Genomic DNA, 25,185 nt, shown 5'->3' on the forward strand with positions numbered 1-25,185 from the left:
GGATAAGTTCATTCGATGGGACATAAAAAGAGACTGCTAGCGGTGAATTTTTGAATAGGTTTGCATCGCTGAGCCTTTTAGATGTGCTTAAAGCTCGTAAAATCACTATAAAATTGATCTATTTCAAAATATCAAGCAGTGAAGGGGTTATAGTACATCTTGTCATCTCGTTAGTCATTGCGACTAACATGTTGAGCAAGATGACACTTCCTTTTGAAGGCTGACTTTACTTTCTCCTAATCAGGAAACTGATTAATTTTCAATTGGCGTAAGTTAATTGTTTTATAGATATTCCGACCACACAGTTATGTGTGGTTTTTTTTTGCTTCGATTTTACCTTCCATATACCTCTTACCGTTTTAACTCTCTATAGTTAATCATTATTAATCGCATAAGAATCAAAGAAGTAGAGTAATTGATCTACTTGCTTCACGTTTATTTAAACGCACGTTTGATAAATTTAACAAATTCATTACAATGCATCAGGTCAGACCTCTTGTATTTAAGGAGAAACAATGGGCAAGCAGGAAGTAAAAACACGCAATGGTGAGCGTGTCGCTATTGTCGCGGGGCTTCGAACTCCCTTTGCTCGTCAAAGCACGGAATTTAGCCAAGTGCCAGCGGTCGATTTAGGGAAAATGGTAGTAAGCGAAATGCTTGCTCGAACAGATATTGATCCGAAGTTAATCGAACAAGTGGTATTTGGACAAGTAGTACAAATGCCTGAAGCGCCAAACATCGCACGAGAAATTGTGTTAGGCACCGGTATGAACATCCATACTGATGCTTACAGTGTGACTCGTGCGTGTGCAACGAGTTTTCAAGCGGCGGTCAATGTCGCAGAAAGCATCATGGCGGGAACCATCGATATCGGTATTGCTGGTGGTGCAGACTCTTCTTCCGTCCTGCCTATTGGCGTATCTAAGAAACTGGCCGCTAATCTGCTTGCTCTAAGTAAGACAAAAACAATGGGTCAGAAGCTTAGCATCCTCAAAAACTTGAGCTTTAAAGACCTTATGCCAGTGCCTCCTGCAGTAGCCGAATACTCGACGGGCTTGTCGATGGGACAAACTGCGGAGCAAATGGCAAAGACGCATGGTATTTCTCGTGCAGAGCAGGATGCGCTTGCACATCGCTCTCATACGCTGGCTTCCCAAGCTTGGAAAGAAGGTAAGATCCAAGGTGAAGTGATGACGGCTTTTCCAGAACCATACAAAAAATGGATTTCGGAAGACAACAATGTCCGTCACGACTCAACCGTAGAAGGGTACGCGAAACTTCGACCTGCCTTTGATCGCCAGTATGGCAGTGTTACGGCAGCTAACAGTACGCCACTGACTGATGGTGGTGCGGCAGTGATGTTGATGCGCGAAGGTAAAGTGAAAGAGCTTGGCATGGAGATTCTTGGCTACATACGTGGCTACGCATTTTCAGCGATCGGTGTGGAAAAGGACATGCTGATGGGACCGACTTATGCCACAGCGAAAGTGCTAGAAAATACAGGCTTGGAATTGTCTGATCTGACGTTGATCGACATGCACGAAGCGTTTGCTGCGCAAGCATTGGCGAATGTGAAGATGTTTGCTTCAGATAAGTTTGCTCAAGAAAATCTAGGTCGTTCGAAAGCGATCGGCGAAATCGACATGGATAAGTTTAACGTGCTTGGTGGCTCAATCGCTTATGGTCACCCATTCGCGGCGACAGGTGCACGAATGATGACGCAAACCCTACGTGAACTGAAACGCCGTGGTGGCGGTATTGCATTGAATACCGCATGTGCAGCTGGCGGTCTTGGTGCAGCAATGATTCTGGAGGTTGAGTAATGAGCGAGCAAAAAGCATTTAGTCTAAAAGTTGATGAGCAGAATATTGCTTGGTTAGCGATTGACGTACCTAATGAAAAAATGAATACGCTACAGGCGGCTTTTGCTGATGAAATGAAAGAAATCTTTGCTCAGCTAAAAGACGCCAGTGGCATCAAAGGGATGATCATTCATTCCCTAAAACCGGACAACTTTGTCGCGGGGGCCGATGTTCGCATGCTAGAAGCGTGCACGACCGCAAGTGAAGCAGAAGCATTAGCGAGGCAAGGTCAAGAGCTATTCCAGCAGCTATCGGACTTACCATATCCTGTGGTTGCCGCTATTCACGGTCCATGTTTGGGCGGTGGTTTAGAGCTTGCTCTTGCATGTGATTATCGTGTTTGTACGGATTCAGATAAAACGCGTTTAGGCCTACCAGAAGTACAGCTTGGATTGCTGCCAGGTTCCGGCGGTACGCAGCGTCTGCCGCGTTTGATTGGCCTGTTACCTTCACTGGACTTGATCCTGACGGGTAAACAGCTTCGCGCAAAGAAAGCTAAAAAGCTGGGTGTGGTTGACGCCTGTGTCCCTGACACCATTTTGCTCGACGTAGCAAAACAGTTTATCGACAAAGGTAAAAACAAGGGTACGAAAAAGCTATCGACGAAAGAAAAAGTGATGTCGGGTAGTGGGTTAGGGCGCAAGTTTGTGTTTGAACAGGCAGCGAAGAAAACCAATCAGAAAACCCGTGGTAACTATCCTGCAACGGTCGCGATTTTAGACGTTATTCAGCATGGTTTAGAGAAAGGTTTCGCCCAAGGACAAGAGCTTGAAGCGAAACGCTTCGGTGAGCTTGTGATGAGCTCAGAGTCAAAAGCGCTTCGTTCTATCTTCTTTGCGACAACGGAAATGAAGAAAGAAAATGGTACGGATGCGAAACCCGCGCCAGTTCATAAAGTTGGCGTGCTTGGCGGTGGCTTGATGGGCGCAGGAATCAGCCATGTGTCTGTTGCAAAAGCGAAGGTGCCTGTCCGCATCAAAGACGTCAGCAACGATGGCGTTCTAAACGCACTCAACTACAACTACAAGTTATTTGAGAAACAGCGTAAACGCCGTATTCTATCCAAAGCTGATCTGCAAGCGAAAATGTTGCAACTGTCTGGCGGTGTCGACTTTACCAGCTTTAATCATATTGATGTCGTAATTGAAGCCGTTTTTGAAGACTTAGATCTTAAACAAAAAATGGTGGCGGATATTGAAGCGAATGCCAAGCCGGAAACTATCTTTGCGACTAATACTTCTTCGTTACCAATCCACAAAATTGCAGAAAAAGCGGAACGTCCAGAAAACGTAGTGGGTTTGCATTACTTCAGCCCGGTAGAAAAAATGCCGTTGGTGGAAGTGATTCCGCATGAAACGACATCAGATGAAACCATTTCAACAGTCGTTGCACTTGCTAAAAAGCAAGGTAAAACCCCGATCGTAGTGAAAGACAAAGCGGGCTTTTACGTGAACCGCATTCTTGCGCCATACATGAACGAAGCGGCGCATATTCTGCTGGCTAACGAACCGATCGAAAAGATTGATACGGCGTTGCTTGATTTTGGTTTCCCTGTCGGCCCGATTACCTTACTGGATGAAGTCGGTGTCGACATTGGCGCGAAGATCATGCCGATTCTAGTCAACGAGTTAGGTGAGCGATTCAAAGGCCCTGACGTGTTCGATATCTTATTGAATGACGGTCGCAAAGGACGTAAGAGCGGGAAAGGTTTCTACACTTACAAAGGTAAGAAGAAAGAAGTCGATAAATCTATCTACAAGCTGCTTAAGCTCGATCCTGAATCTAAGCTGAGCGATAACGATATTGCGTTGCGCTGTGTACTACCAATGCTGAATGAAGCGGTACGTTGTTTGGATGACGGCATCATTCGCTCGCCACGTGATGGTGATATTGGTGCAATATTTGGCATTGGTTTCCCTCCATTCTTGGGCGGTCCATTCCGTTATATGGATCAGTTTGGCATTAAAGAACTGGTTGAGAAAATGAATGAGTTTGCATCGAAGTATGGCGATCGTTACGCACCGTGTGATGGTTTGCTTACTCGAGCTGGAGAAGGAACCACATTCTATTAAACGTTGCTTCGGTAAAGAAAAAGGCTTGCCAGTGGCAAGCCTTTTTCATAAATAAGAAATAGTTACTTCTTCTTGTCTTTTTTATCTTTATTGTGGCCTTTACCTGGGTTGTCGTCCCCGTGAACGCTGCTGTTGCCTTTGTTGTCTTTATCTTTCCACTGTTTTGAAGAGCAATCATCTGATTTGATAGAAACATTGTCTCCGCTTAGGCGGACACAGTCGTTACTTAGCTCAAAGCCATCACCTTTCACCGAGATTTCAGCGTGTGCAGATGCCAGTGGCAGTAAAATAGCCGCAAGTAGTAGTGCTTTTTTCATGATTACCTCATTTAATTTATTTTTAGTGTGGTAATTAGAGCATAAGCCGCAATGGCGTAATTTCAATTTTCTGCCAATTATGGTGTCGATTCTATTTATGAGACCCACAACCTCATTGGTTTGTAGGTATATACTTACTAATCGATAATTTTATTACTGCGCAATTAGATCATCCTAAGCCGCAATCTTTTGGCCTAAGTTGGAACTCTTCAATCGATCCAATTTCTTGCCCTAAGTGGATGCGCGGAGCGTCCGAATGCGATTGCCCTTGAGAGTGCATGACCAATCGGTTTGCCGTGCGAGGTTTCAACTCATTAACGACAAAGCGAATCATGTCTGCTCGGGTCAATTTCTTCAGTTCAGCAAGTACCTTGTCACGTTGGTTAAACTCGGTGTCTTTGTTTCCTATTGCAACCCAAAGACGCTGAGCACGACCTCGCAGTGTGGTGTCCGGCGTCGCTATTTGATTCCACAAGCCGCGCTTACTGCTATGCCACTGGTAATCGTTCAGTTCTAACAGCACCATATAAAAGGCATTTAAGAACTCATCGATTGAGGTAACCAGCTCGGCAGGTGCTGCATTGGGTGATTGCACATAAAGCACAATACCCGGATGACGATTAAGTGGCATATTGCCAGTGCCCACCATGTAACCTAATTGCTGTTTTGTGCGGATCTCGTGGAAAAAAGTTGCCGACATGAGATGGTTCGCCAATGAGTATAGAGCAATGCTACGAGGCTCAATATCCTCACACTGGTGATAAATAACGACCGCCGAATCTTGCTGGTTACAATGTACTTCACGTTGAAAACTGCCGTTTTTTCCCAGCATGATGAGTGGGCGGAGCGCCTCTTCATAACGCTGCTCTTTTACTCTTAGGGCATCCTTTAAGGTTGTCGCCATGTCATGCGCTTGTTGACGCTGCCAATCTCCGTAAACAAACATTTCAACGTGCAGCTCTGCAAGAATTGATTCTACGAATACCGAGAGTTCATCGACTTCGATTTCTTCTAGCGCTTCGACTAAGGTTGCGAAAGGCGGGTTATTGGGTTGAAGTAGCCCTGTAAGTGCGTTAAACAGCTGCGAAATAGGACGATCTTGTGAAGCATTTCTCCAGTTACGTAACAGTTGCTGCTTGATGGTTTCAAAGCGTGCAGGGCTGAAATCTCGAGAAGCAAAACGGTGCAGGATCATTTCCAACAATTGAGGCAGTTTTTGGCTGAACCCTGAGAGGGTTAAGGTAACCCCGCCTTGGTGAGCGTACATGTTGTAACCCATCCCTGCGATTTCAGCTTGATAGGTTTCTTTTGCTAGCGAGTCGAGGAACATCTCGACACATAGGCGAGTTTTGACAATGTTCTTCGGTGATGCAACAGCATGAGAGCTGTCGATAGCGACATATACAACGCCTTTTGGCACGCGAAATTCATCATCTTGTAAATGCCAAAGTCGGAAGCCTTCGAGATCTTCAATTAACTCTGGTAGTGAACCACCATTTTCGAACGGCATGGGATCGAGATCGTAGCAAATATAAGGGTTCTTTTCTGGTAAGACGAACTGCCAGCTTGGATCGATTTGTTGATAGAAGCGGCGTTGCTCATCACTAAAAGGCGTGACGGAATACGGAGTAAAGTACCATTCGGCAGTACGATTGTATTCCAGTCCTTTTGCAATCAGGGTTACGCGGACATTATCGATGGTTAAGTATTGCAGCAACGAACGCTGCAGTTGTTCATCATAGCCCGCCATTTTGTAGTCGCCATAAATGGTATCGTCTGGCTGATAATGCTGCATATTGATAACAAGATGGCTAACCAAATCCATTGGTCGAGATGGTTCCTGGAAACGAAACGCCGACTCAAGCACCGCTTGTTTTTCGAGATAACGCCATTCATCTAGCCCGTCTTGTTTGATCATCGAGAGGTATTGAAAAACCGCTTGGATGATGTCGTCAACGTGGTTGAGACCCAGCGGGGTGAGTGTGCAGCTAACCGTAAAATCTCGATAGTTGCTACCACTAGCGCCGCCTCCCGCAGAAAGCGACGTAATCCAGCCCTCATTTTTTAGCTGGAGCATTAAGCTGCCTTCGCCTTCATAGCCGAGTAAATGCGCGAAGTAAGAGAGTGGTTTCAAGCCGTAGTGCTTATCCATTCCCGGCATTGGGAAGGTGAGAATGAGTTTTCGAAATTCTTTGATTGGTTCAACTTGAACTAAAATCCCGGTACTTTCTTTGGTGCTAATGGGGACATCAATCGATTTTCCACGAAGGTGGTGGTTTGGGATATTGGCAAACATGGCCTCTACCCACGCTTGCTGTTCATCGAGCGACTGCGGCCCAAAGAGCGTCAACGTCATGAGATCGGCAGAGTATTGAGAGTGGTGAAACTCGACAATTTCGTTGCGGATGGATTTACCATCTCGATCACCTAATGTATCTAGGTTGCCGACTGAGAACTTAGAGAAAGGGTGATCTGGATTGATGACTTCTTTGTTGACTTGATACAGGCGGCGAGAATCGTCATTAAGTTTGAGTTTGTATTCGGAGTCGACAGCTTGGCGTTCTTTGTCTAAAGCTTCTTCGTTAAACAATGGTGCGGTAAAGAATTGGCTAAATCGATCTAAGGCATTTTCAAAGGCATTCGGAGTAACATCAAAAAAGAAACAAGTGTGCTCAGTACCCGTCCAAGCGTTATTTGTTCCTCCATGCTGGCTAATATAGCTTTGAAACTCGCCCACTTTAGGGTATTTTTCCGTACCCAAAAAAAGCATATGTTCTAAATAGTGTGCCAGACCTTGGCGATCGTTTGGGTCGTCGAAGTGTCCAACGTTCACTGCTAGAGCAGCTGCTGACTGTTGAGCTGTCTCGGAATGAATCAGCAGTACACGCAGATCATTGCTCAAGGTAATGTAGCGGTATTGATTTGAATCGTTAGGACTTAGATGCACGATGCGTCTCCAGATTTCGCATTACAGTAATTATGAACCCCTAGCTAGGGGGCGCAAAGTTTGCGTTTCGACAAATACTGCTTGCCGTATTTTTGTTATTCGTAGACTTCTGCACAGGCCCATCGCGTTTGCGTATGGGGAAGAACTGTTTGAATGAATGCTCTGAACTCATAGCACAGTTAAATACTGTGATGAACTGAGTACATTCTTTTTAATAGATTGTTAAGAAAGTCGCTATCTTTAGCAAGCGAATTGGTATAATGAACAGATAATTATATCAGTATTTTTGTTTCGTCATTATTAAAGTTAGCCCCGTCTATCTAATAAAGATAGCAGTCAACCTTTTGGTAGCGTTAGCTATCCCTAGGAAATAACATGAAAATATTCATCATGCGTCACGGCGAAGCCGAGCATTTTGCAGATTCAGACGCAGCACGACAATTGACCCCAAGAGGCAGAGTCGAATCAGAAGCGGTTGCGAGAGCCTGTAAAGAACAAGGTTTTGCGCAATTCGATAAAGTGTTGGTGAGTCCGTACATTAGAGCTCAACAAACTTGGCAAGAGATCAGCGAGTATTTTGCTGCAAAAAGCATCGAAACTTGTGAAGATATTACACCTTACGGCCAATCTGAGCATGTATTTGATTTTGCAAGTGCATTGATTGAAGTGGAAAAACTAGACTCGCTTCTGCTTGTCTCTCACTTGCCTTTGGTTGGCTATCTCACTTCAGAGTTTGTAAAAGACATGGCACCACCGATGTTTCCTACATCAGGTCTAGTGTGTATTGAATACGATCTACAAACGCAAAACGGTGAAGTGCTGTGGCATATTACGCCATAAGCGTCGAAACCAAATAAGCATTTAAACATTAGATATAGAATGAAGAAAGGCAGGAAATTTCCTGCCTTTTTGTTTAATTGCTTCTACAGTGAGCTAGTTACTTTTCTGGAATCGAGAGCAAAACTAACAACGCGCCATCACCGCCGAATTCTAGTGGCGCTTGGTGGAAAGCCATTACGTCTGGGTGTTGTGCTAACCAAAGTGGCGCTTTCTGTTTCAGGATGTGTTTACCAATGCCATGTTGCACACACGCACAGTGAATCTCGTTTTTGACGCAGTAGGCGATCATCGCACCAAGTTCGCGTTTAGCTTCTTGTTGTGTCATGCCGTGCATATCGAGGAATACGTCCGGTACATACACGCCGCGACGTAGACGTTTAACTTCATAAGTGGAGACGTCGTCACGTGCATAACGAGTTGGGCCTTCTTCATTTAAGAGAGGGACAAACTCGTCGGAGAAGTAAAACTCAGAATCACTCGCTTCCCGGTTGGAGCGCTTGATTTCTTTTTGCTTAGTATTTTTTTTTGGTTGCTGGATTATGGTATCCTGTCGCAACTTTTTTACGCCCTGTACTGCTTCCTGAAACAAGGCGAAATCGTCATCGTGTTCGGTGTCTTTTTTGCTCATTAGGTAAACAATTTCATTAATAAACTTTTATTGGCAGTATTGTAGCGCTTTTCGGAGGCAATTTTGGATAAGATTTTTGTAGAAGAAGCGGTATCGGAGCTGCATACCCTTCAAGATATGATTCGTTGGACGGTAAGCCGCTTTAACGCAGCGAACCTGTTTTACGGTCATGGTACTGATAATGCGTGGGATGAAGCGGTTCAGCTTATCCTGCCAACCTTATACTTGCCGATTGATGTGCCTCCGCACGTATTAAACTCTCGCCTAACGACCAGCGAGCGTCTGCGTATTGTTGAGCGCGTAGTAAAACGTATCAATGAACGTACACCAACTGCATATCTAACCAACAAAGCGTGGTTCTGCGGTCTTGAATTCTTCGTTGATGAGCGCGTACTTGTGCCACGTTCTCCAATTGGTGAGTTGATTCAAGCAGAATTCCAACCTTGGTTGGTGGAAGAGCCTACGCGCATCATGGACCTATGTACGGGTTCTGGTTGTATCGCGATTGCTTGTGCGCACGCTTTCCCTGAAGCTGAAGTGGATGCGATCGACATCTCTACAGATGCTCTACAAGTGGCTGAGCAAAACGTACAAGATCATGGCATGGAGCAACAAGTGTTCCCAATTCGCTCTGACTTGTTCCGCGATCTACCAAAAGAGAAGTACAACCTGATCGTGTCTAACCCCCCATATGTGGATGAAGAAGACATGAACAGCCTGCCAGACGAGTTCACACACGAACCTGAGCTTGGTTTAGCAGCCGGTACGGATGGCCTAAAACTTGTGCGTCGTATTCTTGCAAACGCACCAGACTACCTAACAGATAACGGCATTCTTATCTGTGAAGTTGGCAACTCAATGATTCATATGATGGAACAGTACCCACAGATTCCGTTCACTTGGATTGAGTTTGAGAACGGTGGTCACGGCGTATTCATGCTAACGCGTGACCAGCTGGTTGAGTGTGCCGAAGAGTTCAAACTGTACAAAGACTAATAGGGTCTTGCACTAAACGTCAAAACACCGAGCTTTATGCTCGGTGTTTTTTTATGCATAACTCGCCGATATTAACTCTTTACATCAAAACGTAATAAAGCCACTATGAATCCACGAAGAATTGGAAAGCAGTTGCGCTCTGGTTTGAGAGGGCGTAGCGATAAAACTTGAGGAAGTAATGGCAGGAAACAGTATCGGACAACATTTCCGAGTGACGACATTCGGGGAAAGTCACGGTATCGCACTGGGATGTATCGTAGACGGATGTCCTCCGGGGTTAGAAATTACAGAAGCAGATCTGCAAATCGATCTCGACCGCCGTCGTCCAGGCACATCACGTTACACCACACAACGTCGTGAACCGGATGAAGTTAAAATTCTTTCTGGTGTTTTTGAAGGCAAAACCACTGGCACATCGATCGGTTTGCTAATTGAAAACACCGATCAGCGCTCAAAAGATTACTCGGACATCAAAGATAAATTCCGTCCGGGTCATGCTGATTATACTTACCACCAAAAGTATGGCATCCGTGACTATCGGGGTGGTGGCCGTTCGTCTGCTCGTGAAACCGCAATGCGTGTGGCGGCGGGTGCAATCGCGAAGAAATACTTGAAAGATGAGTTTGGTGTTGAGATTCGCGCGTATTTATCACAAATGGGTGATGTCTCTATCGACAAGGTAGATTGGAACGAAATCGAAAACAATGCGTTCTTTTGCCCAGATGTGGACAAAGTAGAAGCGTTTGACCAACTTATCCGTGACCTGAAAAAAGAAGGCGACTCAATTGGCGCGAAAATTCAGGTTGTGGCAACTAACGTGCCTGTTGGTCTTGGTGAGCCTGTATTTGATCGTCTTGATGCCGACATTGCGCACGCGCTAATGAGCATTAATGCGGTGAAAGGCGTGGAAATCGGTGATGGCTTTGATGTGGTAAACCAAAAAGGCAGTCAACACCGTGATACGCTTACTCCTGAAGGTTTTGGCAGCAATCACGCGGGCGGTATTCTTGGCGGTATCTCAACTGGTCAAGACATTGTGGCTAACATTGCGCTTAAGCCAACATCAAGCATCACAGTTCCGGGTGAGACCATCACAAAAGAAGGTGAGCCAACTCAATTGATCACCAAAGGTCGTCATGATCCTTGTGTGGGTATTCGTGCCGTACCAATTGCTGAAGCGATGCTCGCGATTGTGGTGATGGATCATTTGCTGCGTCATCGTGGTCAGAACCATGGCGTAACAACTGAAACACCGAAGATTTAAGAGCTTTGTGTCATTCCAGCGAGCTATAGCGAGACTAGGAATCTAATTTCAGCGCGATGAAAAGAGAAAGAAACATCTCTGACAACAGAGTGCTCGGATAATAGATCCTGAATCATGCTCCTTCGTCGCTGTTCTGGATGACTGAATATAAAATTATGCCACTCACTTAATCGCGGGTGGCACAATTTTATCAGGCAACCTTTTTGTTTAAGTAGTTTTTGCTTAATGGAGTGAGCCTTCCGTTTCCAAATTGAAAGAAGGGAGACGCCACTTAAAACGTACCGCGGCCATACGCAGCATATAACCGGTGATCAGTGTAATGATAGTGGCTGTTACATCGGGAACATTAAATTCTAATAGCGCTAAGTACATTCCTGATGCGATAAGAGCGACAGAAGCGTAAAGTTCTTCATGCAGTACCAACGGTGTTTGGCGACAGATTAAGTCGCGGAGTAGCCCACCGAATACACCCGTTACTAGCGCTGAAACCATACAGATTCCAGGGTGTAAGCCCATGCCCATCGCAATCTTAGTTCCGATGATGCTGAACACGATTAGACCTAACGCATCAAGGCGGATGAATAGACCTTTTAGCTTAATCACCCATTTCGCTAAGCCTGTGGTAAGTACACCCGCAATACACGTGATTGCTAGGAACTCTGGGTTTTTTACCCAACCAAGAGGGTAGTGCCCCAGTAAAATGTCACGTACGGTGCCACCACCAATGGCCGTTGCACTGGCCACCAACATAACACCAAACCAGTCCATTTTTCTTCTACCAGCACTCAACGCACCTGTCATGGCTTCAGCCGTGATACCAATGATATACAACACACTTAGCAACATAGGGAGACACTCAACGTAAAAAGTCACTACGTTCTACGTGAATCACCGTAGGCGCAGCAACAACACTTACAAAAGGTTTTATCATTCTTAAAAAGTGATTAAAACCAGCAACATGCCTGTAATCAAACCGCTTAAAAAACAGCAGTTTGAGCAGCATCAAAATAAGGCGAGAGTGTAGTAGCAAATGAGTACGCTGACGAATGAGAAATTATATGGAGAAAGCGATGTTCAGATAAATTCAACTAATAACCAAAACTGTGGGAGCACCTTTACCTTATAGATAAAAACAGCGACAATACCCAGCGCATGTCAAACTGAAGTACAAACTCGACGATGACCCACGAATACCAAGACCTTATCACTATTTTTAATGACACCTTTTTAGACCAATTTAATACGAAATTGGAGTTAGGTGGTGATGAGCCTATTTATCTTCCTGCTGATGATGAACATCCTCATCATCGGATTATTTTTGCTCGGGGTTTTTATGCCTCCGCATTACACGAAATCTCGCATTGGTGTGTGGCAGGGCCAGAGCGTCGTTTGCTGGAAGATTTTGGCTATTGGTATGAACCTGATGGGCGCACGGCAGAAGTTCAAGCGGAGTTTGAGAAAGTTGAAGTGCGTCCGCAAGCTTATGAATGGATTCTGGCACAAAGTGCTGGCTTCCCTTTTACGGTGAGTTGTGACAATCTACACGGCGATTTTGAACCAGATAGGCTCGGCTTTATGCAGAAAGTGCATAAAGAAGTGTTGGGTATTTTGGAAGCTGGCTTGCCTTTGCGAGTGAAAATGCTTTCGGATGCTCTGCGTGCGTTTTACCAAACCAAGCCGCTGGAAGCGTCAGACTTTTGCGTTAAATAACCTCAAATAACCTCAGAGATACACCATGATTATTGAATTTGAAGAAAAACTACTGGAACTGATTGATGCTCGAATTGAAACAGCATCTGACGATGAATTGTTTGCTGGTGGTTATCTACGTGGTCACATCTCTTTGTCTGCGGCATCTTGTGAAGAAGAAGGCATTAGCGATATTACTGAGCTGAAGTCACGCATTGAGAGCAGTTTGGAAGACGCTCGTACCGAATTAAGCCCAGCAGATCGCGTGATCGTCAGTGACTTGTGGCAAGAACTGCAGGCTCAGGCTTAATCTCCGAACGTCGTTCTCCATTTATTAGTCTAAGTCATTTACTACTTCGAAAAATTCGAACCTCTCCATAAAATTTTTGTGGTTGTAGCGAAACTGTTCAACTTTTATTCTGGTTAGCATAAAACGTGAACAAAGGATTACAACCATGAAAATTGTCGCATTTGGTGCTTCTACCAGCTCTACCTCAATCAACAAATTACTTGCTACATACGCAGCAAACCAAGTCGAAGACGCTCAAGTGAACGTTTTAGACTTAAACAATTATCAAGTACCGATGTTTAGCGAAGACAAAGAGAAAGAAATTGGTCAAGCTGAAGGTGCAGTCGCATTTTTACGTGATTTGGCTGAGGCTGACGCTATTGTTGTTTCCTTCGCAGAGCATAACGGTTCATACCCAGCAGCGTATAAAAACCTATTTGATTGGGCGACGCGCATTGAGCGCAACGTATTCCAAAACAAGCCAGTCGTTTACCTAGCAACTTCTCCTGGTCCGGGTGGCGCACAGAGCGTTCTTGCTGCGGCAACAGGTTCCGCGCAATTTTTCGGAGCAGATGTGAAAGCATCGCTATCTGTGCCGAGCTTCTACGAGAACTTTGACGTGGAGTCTGGTGAGGCGGTAAATCCGGAAGTGGCAGAACAAGTGAAACAGGCAATTGCACGGCTGAAGTAATTTCAACACGAGTGACTTAATGAGTTAGTGATTCCCGACACATATTTGCGTCGGGAATGTAAACGAGAGGATACTCTTACAGCTCAGTAATGGCTTTGCCTTTTCTTAGTTTACGAACCCACATTCGACTTGGATGAAGTTCGGTCAATACATCAACAGGTAATGGCAGCGGGTCCCCACAGATTTGCGAGGCCAACACTTCAGCTAACAATGGTGCAGAGCTCAGCCCACGAGATCCTAAACCTAAGAAGCAGAATAGGTTAGTGTACTGATGAACGGTTTCTACCTCTTCTGCTTTTTGATTTTGTAAGTTGGCGTATTGCGTTTTTATCGTCTCAAAGTCACCCACATTTCCGACAAATGGTAAGTGATCTCGGCTCACGCAGCGAACACCTTGGCGAGATCGATTGCCACTGATATCTACCTCTTTTGGCCATTCTTGGTTCGGTACGCACTTAACTAATTTTTCTGCGTTATCCTTCTGAGCGTTTTCATCAAATTCGTAGTCTAGGTGACAGCGATCGTAGCTTGCGCCTATGCACAGGTGCTGATTGTTTGGGTTAACAGGCGTCATGTAGCCGTCGTAACACAATACCGTTTTCAATTGACTCAGCGTTTCGGTTGCCGGAGCATGACTGACTTGCCCTTTCACCTGTCCCATCGGCAGGGAAGCGGTTTGGCTCAATGTTTGGAACTCATGGCCATTCGCAACCACAACGGTTGAGTGCTCAAATGTTTGACCATTGACCGTTAGTGTCCAAAGCTGATGCTCTTCATCCCAATTTAATGCTTCAACGTGATGTTCAAACTTCGTTGAGAGTAACGATGTCTGTTCTAATTGTTTGATTAACCCACGCGTTAGCTCGGCAGGGCACAACCACCCTCCCATAGGATAGTGCACAGACGACATATCGATAGGTAATCCGATAGTATTCGCAGTTTCCTCGGCGGACAGTTTTTGAATCAATTCAGAAGGAAAATTACCCGCAAGCATCTTTTCCAGCTTATCAGCAGATTTTTCATCCCACATTAGCTGAGTTACACCACACCAATCGTGATCGAATGTAACCGACTTCGCAGCTTGTTCAATAAATTGTCTTGCAAACAAAAATGCAGGCGCAAACACACGCGAAACACCAGTATGAGGACCGTTCAACAAGGGATACACGGCCCCTTGACGATTCCCCGACGCTCCTTCGGCTGGTTGAGTGTCTTTGCAGTAAAGCGTGACGTTTTGGCCACGACGAACCAACGTTTTCGCTAACGCCGCGCTGGCAATACCGCCTCCGATTATGGCAATCGAATCAAGATTGCTGGACGCCGTGCGATTGAACCACGGAAGATGGTTCGACTGCTTTTTGCGTTGTTCCATCGAACCTGCGATCATTTCACGCTTGGTGCCAAAGCCTTTGACTTTTTTCATTGCAAAGCCTGCTTCGTTCAATCCTCGACGCACAAAGCCCGCTGCGGTAAAAGTGGCAACTGTACAGTCTTGCTTGGCTAACTTAGCCATGTTGTTGAACAGATTTTGGTTCCACATCTCTGGGTTTTTGCTTGGCGCGAATCCATCTAAGAACCAAGCGTCAATCAGTCCTTGTTCGCCATAAGGCACTTGCGGCATGCAGTCTTTGATGTCACCAAACCAAAGGTCGAGTGTGATTGCGCCGTCTTCTAAAATAATGCGATGACATTCCGGCACGGCGGCAGGGTAGTGCTTTTGTAACTTTTCCGCGTACTCAGCTAGCTCAGGCCAAGCTTCATGCGCCTTCTTTAAATCCGCTTGGCTTAGCGGATATTTTTCAAAGCTAATAAAATGCAGCTCTTTCAATGCTGCGTCTGGATGCTGACGACGAAACTCACTAAACCACTGGCATACTGCTAAGAAGTTTAATCCCGTGCCAAATCCTGTTTCACCAATGACAAAACGTCTTTGGTCAAATTCCTGCCATCTTTCTGGGAGATGATTTTGTTTTAAGAAAACGTAGCGTGTCTCTTCAAGACCGTTTACGTTAGAGAAGTAAACATCATCAAATTGGTCTGAAACCGGAGTACCAGCTTCGTTCCAACCAAGTTCTGCGTTTTTTATTGAAGTCATAATGGTGCAAATTTGTGATTTGGCGCGGTAAGAATGGGGCGATTGTACGAATTTATGGGAAAGCTGACCACTTTTGTTGACTATCTTAGTTATCATCTAGCGGATTTTTGAATTATAGGAATGTCATAATGAAACGAGTCGTAATCACCGGTATGGGTATTGTTTCAAGTATCGGTAACAACGTCGAAGAAGTTCTAGCGTCTCTTAAAGCGGGCAAATCTGGCATCACTGCATCTGAGCAGTTCAAAGAACACGGTCTTCGTTCGCAAGTATGGGGTGACCTAAAAATCAACCCGGCGGAACACATCGACCGTAAGCAGATGCGCTTTATGGGTGATGCGGCTGCTTATGCATACCTATCAATGGAGCAGGCAATCGCAGACGCTGGTCTTACAGAGGATCAGGTTTCAAACGATCGTACCGGTATCGTTGCGGGTTCTGGCGGTGCTTCTGCATATAACCAAACGGTAGCGACAGATACGATGCGCGCAAAAGGCGTAAAACGAGTTGGCCCTTACATGGTTCCTCGTACTATGTCTTCTACGGTTTCCGCTTGTCTTGCTACGCCATTTAAGATTCGTGGTGTGAACTACTCAATGAGCTCTGCATGTGCTACCTCTGCACACTGTATCGGCCATGCTATGGAGCTTATTCAACTTGGTAAACAAGACATTGTTTTTGCGGGTGGCGGTGAAGAGCTTGATTGGTCTCAAACCATGATGTTTGACGCCATGGGTGCGCTGTCAACGAAATACAACGACACTCCAGACAAAGCATCTCGTACGTATGATGCGGACCGTGATGGTTTCGTTATCTCTGGTGGTGGCGGCATGCTGGTTATCGAAGAACTTGAGCACGCTCTAGCACGTGGCGCGAAAATCTACGGTGAGATCGTAGGTTACGGTGCGACATCAGATGGCTACGACATGGTAGCACCATCAGGTGAAGGCGCGATCCGTTGTATGAAGATGGCGATGCAAGACGTTGACGGTGTGGATTACATCAACACGCACGGCACGTCGACACCAGTTGGTGACGTGAAAGAGCTTGGTGCGATCCAACAATTGTTTGGTGAGAACAGCCCAGCAATCTCTGCAACAAAAGCAATGACTGGTCACGCACTAGGCGCCGCTGGTGTGCACGAAGCGATTTACTCAACACTTATGCTAGACAAAAACTTCATTGCTCCAAGCATCAATATTGAAAACTTGGACGAAGCAGCTCAAGGTCTGGACATCGTGACAGAAGCACGTGATGCAGAGTTAACGACCGTAATGTCAAACAGCTTTGGCTTTGGCGGCACAAACGCAACTTTGGTTATTAAAAAGTACCAAGGTTAACTGAATTTGTTGGCGCGCCACGTGAGTGAGAACAGCGTCAACAATCCAGTTTCCAGAGCTTGATCAGTCACGCTGATCGAACAGACGCAGACTCTATCCCATGGAGAGCGGGATAGGATCCTTTTGTTCTGGAACTTTGCCCGGCTATTTAGCCGGGCTTTTTCTTTTCTCAATTTCTGCTTTTTACGTTGCTTCCCGTTAAACGATTTCTTTGGAACCAATCTCCTTGAGGTTTATTAGGGTTATTTCTTGAGATTTTTCGGGAAAAGGGCACAATCGTTTTAGTTTCGCATCTTGCGAATAAACGAACTCATACAAATGGATGTTAAAACGCTGGCGCTATGAAAATTATTGTTGATGAAAATATGCCGTACGCTGAAGAGCTATTCAGCCAACTCGGTGAAGTGATTCTAAAACCAGGTCGTACACTGACAGCTGATGATTTAGTGGATATCGATGCCCTAATGATTCGCTCGGTAACTAAAGTGAATGCCGATCTGATCAGCAAAGCAAACAAGCTAAAGTTTGTTGGCACCGCAACAGCAGGTATGGATCATGTCGACCAAGCACTTTTAAAAGAGAAAGGTATATTCTTTACCGCTGCGCCGGGTTGTAACAAAGTGGGTGTGGCGGAGTATGCGTTCAGCGTAATGATGGTGCTCGCTCAGCAACAAGGCTTCTCGGTATTTGACAAGACGGTAGGTATTATTGGTGCAGGCCAAGTAGGTAGCTACCTAGAGAAATGTTTGAAAGGCATGGGGATTAAAGTTCTCATCAATGACCCATTCAAACAAGAGGCTGGTGATCCTCGTAGCTTTACTCCGTTGACAGAACTGATTGAAAGCTCAGACATCATTACACTACATACGCCAATCACCAAAGATGGCCCATATCCAACTTATCATTTAATTGATGAAACGGTTTTAAACTCGCTTCGTGGTGATCAGATTTTGATTAACGCCGCGCGAGGTCCAATCGTTGATAACGAGGCATTGAAGCAACGTCTTTTGAAAAACGACGGTTTTACCGCAGCGCTTGACGTATTTGAATTTGAACCAGAGGTTGATATGGAGCTTCTGCCTCTGCTAGCATTCGCAACCCCTCACGTTGCAGGCTACGGCTTGGAAGGGAAAGCTCGCGGTACGACGATGATTTTCAACAGCTACTGTGAGTTCTTAAATAACGAATTACGTGCGCATGCCAGCGATTTACTGCCAACCGCGCCTGTTCCTACTATGGTATTGGACAGAGCTTGGGATGAAGCAACACTGCATAACATCACGCAGTTAATCTATGATGTGCGTAGAGATGACGCTCTTTTCCGTCGTGAGATCAGTAAGCCAGGTGCTTTTGACCTGATGCGTAAAAACTACTGGGATCGCCGTGAATACAGCGCTGTCACGCTAGTGGGTAACAAAACATGTAACCTTGCTCCATTAGCAGAACTAGGTTTTCAGATTGAGGTAAGTCAATGAGCCAGCAATATAATGTTGCCATTTTAGGTGCGACCGGTGCGGTCGGTGAAACAATTTTAGAAGTGCTTCAAGAACGTAAATTCCCAGTGGGTGACATTCACTTATTGGCAAGTGAGCGTAGCGAAGGCAAGACTTATCGCTTTAATGGCAAAACGGTTCGTGTACAGAACGTTGAAGAGTTTGATTGGTCTCAAGCTCATATTGCGTTGTTCTCTGCTGGTGGTGAACTATCTGAAAAATGGGCGCCAATAGCGGCAGATGAAGGTGTTATCGTTATCGACAACACTTCACACTTCCGTTACGAGTACGACATTCCTCTTGTTGTGCCAGAAGTAAACCCAGAAGCGATTGCAGAGTTTCGTAACCGTAACATCATCGCGAACCCAAACTGTTCGACCATTCAAATGCTGGTGGCACTAAAACCAATTCACGATGCAGTGGGTATTGAGCGTATTAACGTATCTACATACCAATCCGTATCTGGTGCGGGTAAAGCGGGCATTGACGAACTAGCAGGTCAAACGGCGAAGCTTCTAAACGGTCTGCCCGCGGATAAGAAGCAATTCTCTCAACAGATTGCGTTTAACTGTATTCCACAAATCGATCAGATGATGGAAAATGGCTACACCAAAGAAGAAATGAAAATGGTGTGGGAAACACAGAAGATCTTTAACGATCCATCAATCACAGTAAACCCAACGTGTGTGCGTGTGCCGGTATTTTATGGTCATGCTGAAGCGCTTCACATTGAGACTCGCTCTCCAATCGATGCACAAGAAGTCGTTAACTTGCTTGAGCAAACTGACGGTATCGAAGTCTTCCACGGTGATGACTTCCCGACACAAGTGCGTGATGCGGGTGGTAAAGATCATGTTATGGTTGGTCGTATCCGCAACGATATCAGCCACCACAGTGGTGTAAACTTGTGGGTTGTGGCGGATAACGTGCGTAAAGGCGCAGCAACTAACGCGGTACAAATCGCTGAAGTCCTGATCCGCGATTACTACTAAGTCACTTACTGTTCATTTCAAAGCCTCGCATTGTGCGAGGCTTTTTTGTACGAACGGAACAAAATAGTGTGAGATTAGTACGAATATGGCGAGAGCCACACATTTTTTATTCTCAACGCTATAGTTTTGCATGTGATATCCGATATATTTAACCGATCACCATTTCAAATTGTATTTAGCACAAAACTGAGCCTTCTATGCGTCAAAATTATAAGCGTTTGTTAGCAGCCCTTGTGTTGATGAGCGCGACTCAGACATCATCAGTGGTTCAAGCCGAAGGAATTCGTCTTGTTGGACCGTCTGGTGAAGTGCAATCATCTCCGAGCTATGCTGAAGATATTGAGCGAGCATTACCTGCTCCTCCTGCAAATACTCAGCCGTCACGTTTCTTTGGTCCGACTGGTGAAAATCAAACACTATGGTCGATCGCTTCAGAATTACGACCTTCACGCGGTGTTACCGTTCAACAAACGCTTCTTGCCATTTATCGAATTAACCCTCAAGCGTTTGAGAACCAAAACATTCATGAGTTGATCCCAGGGAGTCGACTACGAGTACCGTCTCTAGAGCAAGTGCAAAGCGCGACTACAGAACAAGCTGTTGCGATCATGAAGGCGCACGAGGCTAAGTTAAAACAGCCGAAGCCGACAAATAGAGCCACGCCAGCGCAACGCGTCGCCGAGCAACCAAAGCCACAAATAAAAGTAGAACCCAAGCCTGTTGCTCCTAAACCAGAAACCACTGTAGCTGTGGAACCAAAACCGGTTCAAAAAACAATACCAGTTATTCCTGCGCCACCTGTGAACACCTCTCCGCAGGGTGAAAAGCAGGTCAGTGCGTTAAAAGACAAACTTCAAGGCTCACAAAGTGAATTAGAGTCATTGGAAGAGAAGAACCATCGTCTTCGCTTAATGTTGTCAGAAGTGCAAAGCGAAGTTGAAACCTTGAAAAATGAGCTGAATGACGAAGAACGCATTCGCTCGGAAGTCGAGAAACTGCTTGCTGAAGAGCGCCAGCGCCTTGCTGAGCAACAACGCATGCAGCCAAGTACGATTGACAAGATTTTGTCTAATGGTTGGCTTGTCGGCTTAGCGGCGCTTATTCCAGGTGCATTGCTGGCACTGTTGGTTGTGATGTTGCTTGGTCGCCGTTCTAAAAACAAAGAGGAAGAGCCTGCTGAGCAATCGCCGCAGGAAACCGATCCATTAGCTGCGCCAATTGGTTTAGCGGCGACGGACGAGCTGGATGAAGAACTCACACTTGATGATGAGTTGTTCGCAGATGAAGATATTAATACTCAGGCTACACAAGAAGAGAAGCCAGATTTAGAAGAAGACGTCTTTGCCAACCTTGACGATGAAGAACTGGATTTCAATCTAGAAGGGGACGATGACCCATTTGCGGGTATCGGTGATGACGGCGACCTAGATGTTGGTCTGGATGAGTTTGAGTCATCGAACAATGGTATCCAAGTTAACGGCGAAGAAAAAGCGCTTGGTTTAGAAGAGATGGAGCGAGCCTTAGATGAGGTTGCTCCAGAACTAGAAGTGCTCGATGACGATGAGGCTGGCTTCGATCTTTCAGATGATACGAACGAGAAAGCAGATTCGCTCTCAGATGACGCATTTGCGGAACTACTTGCAGCAGATGAGCCGTCAGAAGAGTTACCAAGTGACACTGTCGATCAGGATATGCTTGATGACTTGTTTGCGGAACTTGGCAATGACGACTTCGACCTAGATACCGATGAACCTGAACTAAAACAGCCCGTATCGGATGATGATTTCAGCGCAGGAGAGGCATCTGATGACGATATCGATAAGCTATTAGCTCAATACGAGCAGCCTGTTACTGAGTCGACAGAAGTTGAAGGTGACGCCAGCGAAGACGCCGTTCTAGATGAAAACAGTACGGACTTACTCGATGAACTGATCGATTTTGACGAAGATGAAATAGACGACGAGTTTGATCCACTGAATGAGCTAGAAGCACTCTCTGGTTTTGAAGGTGATGACTCGATTGAAGAGTTAGATGCAGATAGCACAGATTTACTGGATGAACTCATTGATGACGTCACACCAGAACTTGATGAAGAGACAGGAACTGAGACTGAGTTAGACCCGTTTGATGATCTGATTCGAGAGGACGAAAGCCCTGCACAGACTAAATCGGAAGAGGAAGAGTTACTCGCTTCTCTTGGTTTTGGCGAACCAGACGGCGACGAAAAACCATCTTCAATAGCCGAGTCAGAGCCCGCTCATGAAGAGCCGGAAATTGAGTCTGGTTTGGACATCGACGCTTTATTAAGTGACAGTCAACCAGACCCACAACAAACAGCGCCAGAGCAACCATTAACCGAGCCAGAAACTGATTCAGAGCCATTTAGCAGCGATGAGTTTCTTGGTGATTTAGAGGATCTCTCACCAGAGAACGATCCTTTAATGAGCGAGCTAGACGACTTGTTTGAGTCAGACAGTGAAGAGCTTCAGCCTACAGAGCAAGAAAACGCGGACTTTTCTGCTGAACTGGATGCGCTATTTGATACTGAAGATGATTTAGCGCAACAACAAGTTGAAGAGCCGCAAGCTGAGATAGAGGAATCTTCGCCACAACAAGAAGAGGATGCCAATTCTAAGTCAACTCAAGATGCATCAGTAGAGCCTGATGCTAAAGTGCCGCCTCAAGTTGAGACAGTAGAAGACGCTCCAGCGTTCACTCCGACACCAAATACAGTAGAAAATGAATTTGGTGTTCCACAAGAAGAAGATTGGCTACTGGATGAGCCTGAACTAGAAAGTGAAACTCAACCAGAACAAGAACAAAACTCGGGTAACAAAAGTGAGCCAGAAAGTTCAGAACTAGCATCAGAAACTGATTCGGCCACCAATGCAGAAGAAGAGTTCAATTTTGATGAACTCGAACTACCAGAGTTCAGTGAAGAAGATGCACTGGCATCCATGGCCGACGAACCTGCGTTTGATGAACCAGAGCCTGTCGAGCCTGAGCGCTCTGAAACTGAGTCGGCTACTGAAGCAGAAGAAGATGAACTCAATTTTGATGAACTCGATCTACCAGAGTTCAGCGAAGAGGACGCATTGGCGTCTATGGCGGGTGAACCTGCGTTTGATGACCCAGAGTCTATCGAGCCTGAGAGCTCTGAAGCTGAGTCGGCTACTGAAGCAGAAGAAGAGTTCGATTTCGATGAACTCGATCTACCAGAGTTCAGTGAAGAAGACGCACTGGCGTCCATGGCGGACGAACCTGCGTTTGGTGAACCAGAATCTGTAGAGCCTGAGCGCTCTGAAGCTGAGTCGGCGACTGAAGCAGAAGAAGAGTTCGATTTCGATGAACTCGAACTGCCAGAGTTTAGTGAAGAGGACGCATTGGCGTCCATGGCAGGCGAACCTACGTTTGATGACCCAGAGTCTATCGAGCCTGAGCGCTCTGAAGCTGAGTCGGCGACTGAAGCAGAAGAAGAGTTCGATTTTGATGAACTCGAACTGCCAGAGTTTGGTGAAGAGGATGCATTGGCGTCCATGGCAGACGAATCTGCGTTAGATGAATCAGAGTCTATCGAGCCTGAGCGCTCTGAAGCTGAGTCGGCTACTGAAGCAGAAGAAGAGTTCGATTTTGATGAACTCGATCTACCAGAGTTCAGTGAAGAAGACGCCTTGGCATCTATGGAAGAAGAGCCAGAATTACCGAGTTCTGAAACCGCAGATATAGAACCAATCTCCGGTGAGGATGAAGAGCTAAGCTTTGACGACCAAGACCTTCCTGAGTTCAATGAGGAAGATGTTCTCGCATCAATGAATGAGAGTGCGCCAGAGACTCCTAATGTTGAAGCTGAGACATCGAGACCAACTCTTCAAGCCGATAACGATCATGATGCTTTGTTTGAAGTTTTTGCGCAGCAAAACGGTTTTGATACTGAACCAGAAGTGCAGCCAACGGCGACAGAGGGTGAGCCGCTAAGTGACTTAGATGATGAATCTTCAATGGCTAACCTTCTTGCTGAAGACGCAAGTTCAGAGGTATTTGAAGGTCAGTTAGACAGTGACACCATCGCAAGCGCAGGTATGGATTTTGAAACCATGCTTGATGTTGGAGATGATTGGGATGGCTTTAAACCAGCTGCCGATAGCGTAAGTTCTACGGAAGATGTGCCTGAGGACCAGCGTGATGTTTGGAATTCGAGTGACGCACTAAGTCAGCCAGAGATCGCGCAAGAAAACTGGGCAGAGCAAAGCAACTTGGATGACTTCGACCCGAAGAAAAATCAATTTATGACGATTGATGAATTGATGGCTCAGGTCGATAAAGAAGGTGGTGAGTTCGAAGAGGAAGATCTGAAGCTTGATGTCGGATTGAACGAGTTTCCAGATGTTATCGGTGAGATCGGCGATGTTGACGTAGATAGCAACGCTGAAGCTGCTGGAAAACTGGACCTTGCTAAAATCTATCTCGAGATGAACGATTCTCAAGGGGCGATAAAATTACTAGAAGAGGCGATTGTTTACGGTGAAGATGATATTCGCCGCGAAGCAAAGAGCTTGATTGATGCCATTAATGGCCGATAAATCGAAAAGGGTAGCGTTGGCTACCCTTTTTGTGTCTCGCTAGTATGATGCTACCTCTACGTCATCCTTGTTGAAACTGGCAACTTGAGGTGACTTGAGTATATACTTCCCGCCCCATTTTAGAGTTCGAAGGTTAAGATGAGAATCGCATTAGGTATCGAGTACAACGGTACAAACTACTTTGGTTGGCAGCGCCAAAGAGAAGTGAAAAGTGTCCAAGAAGAGCTAGAGAAAGCATTGTCCGTCGTCGCTAATCACCCAGTTGAAGTTCAGTGTGCTGGTCGGACAGACGCAGGCGTGCATGGCACGGGACAAGTTGTGCACTTTGATACCAACGTTACTCGAAAAATGGTAGCTTGGACCATGGGCGCAAACGCGAACATGCCGAGCGATATAGCGGTTCGTTGGGCTAAGGAAGTCCCAGAAGATTTCCATGCACGATTCTCAGCGACAGCGCGCCGTTATCGTTACATTATTTTCAATCATGCTTTACGACCTGGCATCTTAAACTCTGGTGTGAGCCACTATCATGGTGAGCTCGACGAGAAAAAAATGCATGAGGCAGGGCAGTATCTGCTTGGTGAAAATGATTTTACGTCGTTTCGTGCGGCGCATTGTCAGTCTCGTAGCCCATTTCGAAACTTGATGCATCTGAACGTTACGCGCCATGGGAACTATGTGGTTATTGATATTAAAGCCAATGCGTTCGTGCATCATATGGTTCGTAACATCACGGGTAGCTTGATAAAGGTTGGACGTGGTGAAGAGAGTCCTGAATGGATCAAATGGTTGCTAGAGGCTAAAGATCGCAAACTAGCGGGTGCGACAGCGAAAGCGGAAGGTCTGTACCTGGTAGATGTAGACTATCCAGAAGAATTTGGGTTACCTGAAGTGCCGATCGGTCCACTGTTTTTGCCAGATAATTTGAACTAATTTTACAAACTTATTTCAAAATATCGGTAGTGTTTACATTGAATGTGAGCGGAAAACATACGCTATTTATGATATCAAAAATAGGTACAACCAGTTTTTTATCTACAGTAGCTGCAAGATATGGTTTAATCCGTCGGTATTATGTCGAATTTATATC

At 45.7% G+C, this 25,185-nt stretch carries 18 protein-coding genes; 13 read left to right on the forward strand and 5 right to left on the reverse strand.

The window, feature by feature from the left end; translation table 11 throughout:
* The first annotated feature begins 515 nt into the window (after positions 1 to 515).
* Together fadI and fadJ are read left to right on the forward strand one after the other, a co-directional pair.
* On the forward strand, positions 516 to 1,823 hold the full coding sequence (fadI, locus tag NL645_RS10800; protein ID WP_253651689.1) for an acetyl-CoA C-acyltransferase FadI: 1,308 nt from the start codon (positions 516 to 518) through the stop codon (positions 1,821 to 1,823).
* Positions 1,823 to 3,934, forward strand: coding sequence for a fatty acid oxidation complex subunit alpha FadJ (gene fadJ, locus NL645_RS10805; protein WP_005394283.1), 2,112 nt, complete (start codon positions 1,823 to 1,825; stop codon positions 3,932 to 3,934). Before fadI ends, fadJ begins: the two co-directional genes overlap by 1 nt.
* Before the next feature lie 62 nt (positions 3,935 to 3,996).
* Here the strand turns inward: fadJ and NL645_RS10810 are convergent, their stop codons facing one another.
* Positions 3,997 to 4,251, reverse strand: a complete 255-nt coding sequence (locus NL645_RS10810) for a hypothetical protein (protein ID WP_005397900.1) — start codon at positions 4,249 to 4,251, stop codon at positions 3,997 to 3,999.
* A 169-nt stretch (positions 4,252 to 4,420) separates the two neighbouring features.
* Positions 4,421 to 7,198 (reverse strand): insulinase family protein, encoded by a 2,778-nt coding sequence (locus tag NL645_RS10815; RefSeq protein ID WP_253651690.1) that lies wholly within the window; start codon positions 7,196 to 7,198, stop codon positions 4,421 to 4,423.
* A 375-nt stretch (positions 7,199 to 7,573) separates the two neighbouring features.
* Here NL645_RS10815 and sixA point away from each other — a divergent pair, with 375 nt between their 5' ends.
* Positions 7,574 to 8,038, forward strand: coding sequence for a phosphohistidine phosphatase SixA (gene sixA, locus NL645_RS10820; protein ID WP_005397904.1), 465 nt, complete (start codon positions 7,574 to 7,576; stop codon positions 8,036 to 8,038).
* Between the two features lie 97 nt (positions 8,039 to 8,135).
* Here sixA and smrB read toward each other — a convergent pair whose 3' ends face one another.
* Positions 8,136 to 8,666 (reverse strand): endonuclease SmrB, encoded by a 531-nt coding sequence (gene smrB, locus NL645_RS10825; protein ID WP_012841540.1) that lies wholly within the window; start codon positions 8,664 to 8,666, stop codon positions 8,136 to 8,138.
* A 63-nt stretch (positions 8,667 to 8,729) separates the two neighbouring features.
* Between smrB and prmB the strand changes: the two genes are divergently transcribed.
* Positions 8,730 to 9,662, forward strand: coding sequence for a 50S ribosomal protein L3 N(5)-glutamine methyltransferase (gene prmB, locus NL645_RS10830; RefSeq protein ID WP_253651691.1), 933 nt, complete (start codon positions 8,730 to 8,732; stop codon positions 9,660 to 9,662).
* A 178-nt stretch (positions 9,663 to 9,840) separates the two neighbouring features.
* Complete coding sequence (gene aroC, locus NL645_RS10835; RefSeq protein WP_253651692.1) at positions 9,841 to 10,926, forward strand: chorismate synthase; 1,086 nt, start codon at positions 9,841 to 9,843, stop codon at positions 10,924 to 10,926.
* Positions 10,927 to 11,148: 222 nt separating this feature from the next.
* Here the strand turns inward: aroC and NL645_RS10840 are convergent, their stop codons facing one another.
* Entirely contained in the window at positions 11,149 to 11,772 is a 624-nt protein-coding gene (locus NL645_RS10840) for a trimeric intracellular cation channel family protein (protein WP_012841541.1), read from the reverse strand.
* A gap of 333 nt (positions 11,773 to 12,105) precedes the next feature.
* On the opposite strand from NL645_RS10840, the gene NL645_RS10845 reads away from it, so the two are divergent.
* From NL645_RS10845 to NL645_RS10855, 3 genes are all read left to right on the forward strand, one after another.
* Complete coding sequence (locus NL645_RS10845; RefSeq protein ID WP_012841543.1) at positions 12,106 to 12,636, forward strand: elongation factor P hydroxylase; 531 nt, start codon at positions 12,106 to 12,108, stop codon at positions 12,634 to 12,636.
* 25 nt (positions 12,637 to 12,661) lie between these two features.
* Positions 12,662 to 12,925: a YfcL family protein gene (locus NL645_RS10850; RefSeq protein ID WP_005380548.1), complete on the forward strand. Its 264-nt coding sequence runs from the start codon at positions 12,662 to 12,664 to the stop codon at positions 12,923 to 12,925.
* A gap of 145 nt (positions 12,926 to 13,070) precedes the next feature.
* Positions 13,071 to 13,595 (forward strand): NADPH-dependent FMN reductase, encoded by a 525-nt coding sequence (locus NL645_RS10855; protein WP_046875554.1) that lies wholly within the window; start codon positions 13,071 to 13,073, stop codon positions 13,593 to 13,595.
* Positions 13,596 to 13,671: 76 nt separating this feature from the next.
* On the opposite strand, the gene mnmC is transcribed toward NL645_RS10855, so the two are convergent.
* A complete protein-coding gene (mnmC, locus tag NL645_RS10860) occupies positions 13,672 to 15,690 on the reverse strand; it encodes a bifunctional tRNA (5-methylaminomethyl-2-thiouridine)(34)-methyltransferase MnmD/FAD-dependent 5-carboxymethylaminomethyl-2-thiouridine(34) oxidoreductase MnmC (RefSeq protein ID WP_253651693.1) in 2,019 nt (672 codons plus the stop codon).
* A gap of 128 nt (positions 15,691 to 15,818) precedes the next feature.
* Here mnmC and fabB point away from each other — a divergent pair, with 128 nt between their 5' ends.
* From fabB to truA, 5 genes are all read left to right on the forward strand, one after another.
* Positions 15,819 to 17,030 (forward strand): beta-ketoacyl-ACP synthase I, encoded by a 1,212-nt coding sequence (gene fabB / locus NL645_RS10865; RefSeq protein WP_006741726.1) that lies wholly within the window; start codon positions 15,819 to 15,821, stop codon positions 17,028 to 17,030.
* Between the two features lie 341 nt (positions 17,031 to 17,371).
* A complete protein-coding gene (locus NL645_RS10870) occupies positions 17,372 to 18,505 on the forward strand; it encodes a 4-phosphoerythronate dehydrogenase (RefSeq protein ID WP_237312371.1) in 1,134 nt (377 codons plus the stop codon).
* A complete protein-coding gene (locus tag NL645_RS10875) occupies positions 18,502 to 19,515 on the forward strand; it encodes an aspartate-semialdehyde dehydrogenase (RefSeq protein ID WP_005397941.1) in 1,014 nt (337 codons plus the stop codon). Before NL645_RS10870 ends, NL645_RS10875 begins: the two co-directional genes overlap by 4 nt.
* A gap of 197 nt (positions 19,516 to 19,712) precedes the next feature.
* Entirely contained in the window at positions 19,713 to 24,095 is a 4,383-nt protein-coding gene (locus NL645_RS10880) for a FimV/HubP family polar landmark protein (RefSeq protein WP_253651694.1), read from the forward strand.
* Positions 24,096 to 24,233: 138 nt separating this feature from the next.
* Entirely contained in the window at positions 24,234 to 25,028 is a 795-nt protein-coding gene (gene truA, locus NL645_RS10885) for a tRNA pseudouridine(38-40) synthase TruA (protein WP_253651695.1), read from the forward strand.
* Positions 25,029 to 25,185 lie beyond the last annotated feature (157 nt).

This window comes from Vibrio sp. Y51_MX_L26 (assembly GCF_024181935.1).
GTDB lineage: Bacteria > Pseudomonadota > Gammaproteobacteria > Enterobacterales > Vibrionaceae > Vibrio > Vibrio diabolicus.

Coding starts and splice junctions, on each gene's coding strand:
- fadI (WP_253651689.1), top strand. CDS start 516: ATGGGCAAGCAGGAAGTAAAAACACGCAATGGTGAGCGTGTCGCTATT.
- fadJ (WP_005394283.1), top strand. CDS start 1,823: ATGAGCGAGCAAAAAGCATTTAGTCTAAAAGTTGATGAGCAGAATATT.
- NL645_RS10810 (WP_005397900.1), bottom strand. CDS start 4,251: ATGAAAAAAGCACTACTACTTGCGGCTATTTTACTGCCACTGGCATCT.
- sixA (WP_005397904.1), top strand. CDS start 7,574: ATGAAAATATTCATCATGCGTCACGGCGAAGCCGAGCATTTTGCAGAT.
- smrB (WP_012841540.1), bottom strand. CDS start 8,666: ATGAGCAAAAAAGACACCGAACACGATGACGATTTCGCCTTGTTTCAG.
- aroC (WP_253651692.1), top strand. CDS start 9,841: ATGGCAGGAAACAGTATCGGACAACATTTCCGAGTGACGACATTCGGG.
- NL645_RS10840 (WP_012841541.1), bottom strand. CDS start 11,772: ATGTTGCTAAGTGTGTTGTATATCATTGGTATCACGGCTGAAGCCATG.
- NL645_RS10845 (WP_012841543.1), top strand. CDS start 12,106: ATGACCCACGAATACCAAGACCTTATCACTATTTTTAATGACACCTTT.
- NL645_RS10850 (WP_005380548.1), top strand. CDS start 12,662: ATGATTATTGAATTTGAAGAAAAACTACTGGAACTGATTGATGCTCGA.
- NL645_RS10855 (WP_046875554.1), top strand. CDS start 13,071: ATGAAAATTGTCGCATTTGGTGCTTCTACCAGCTCTACCTCAATCAAC.
- mnmC (WP_253651693.1), bottom strand. CDS start 15,690: ATGACTTCAATAAAAAACGCAGAACTTGGTTGGAACGAAGCTGGTACT.
- fabB (WP_006741726.1), top strand. CDS start 15,819: ATGAAACGAGTCGTAATCACCGGTATGGGTATTGTTTCAAGTATCGGT.
- NL645_RS10870 (WP_237312371.1), top strand. CDS start 17,372: ATGAAAATTATTGTTGATGAAAATATGCCGTACGCTGAAGAGCTATTC.
- NL645_RS10875 (WP_005397941.1), top strand. CDS start 18,502: ATGAGCCAGCAATATAATGTTGCCATTTTAGGTGCGACCGGTGCGGTC.
- NL645_RS10880 (WP_253651694.1), top strand. CDS start 19,713: ATGCGTCAAAATTATAAGCGTTTGTTAGCAGCCCTTGTGTTGATGAGC.
- truA (WP_253651695.1), top strand. CDS start 24,234: ATGAGAATCGCATTAGGTATCGAGTACAACGGTACAAACTACTTTGGT.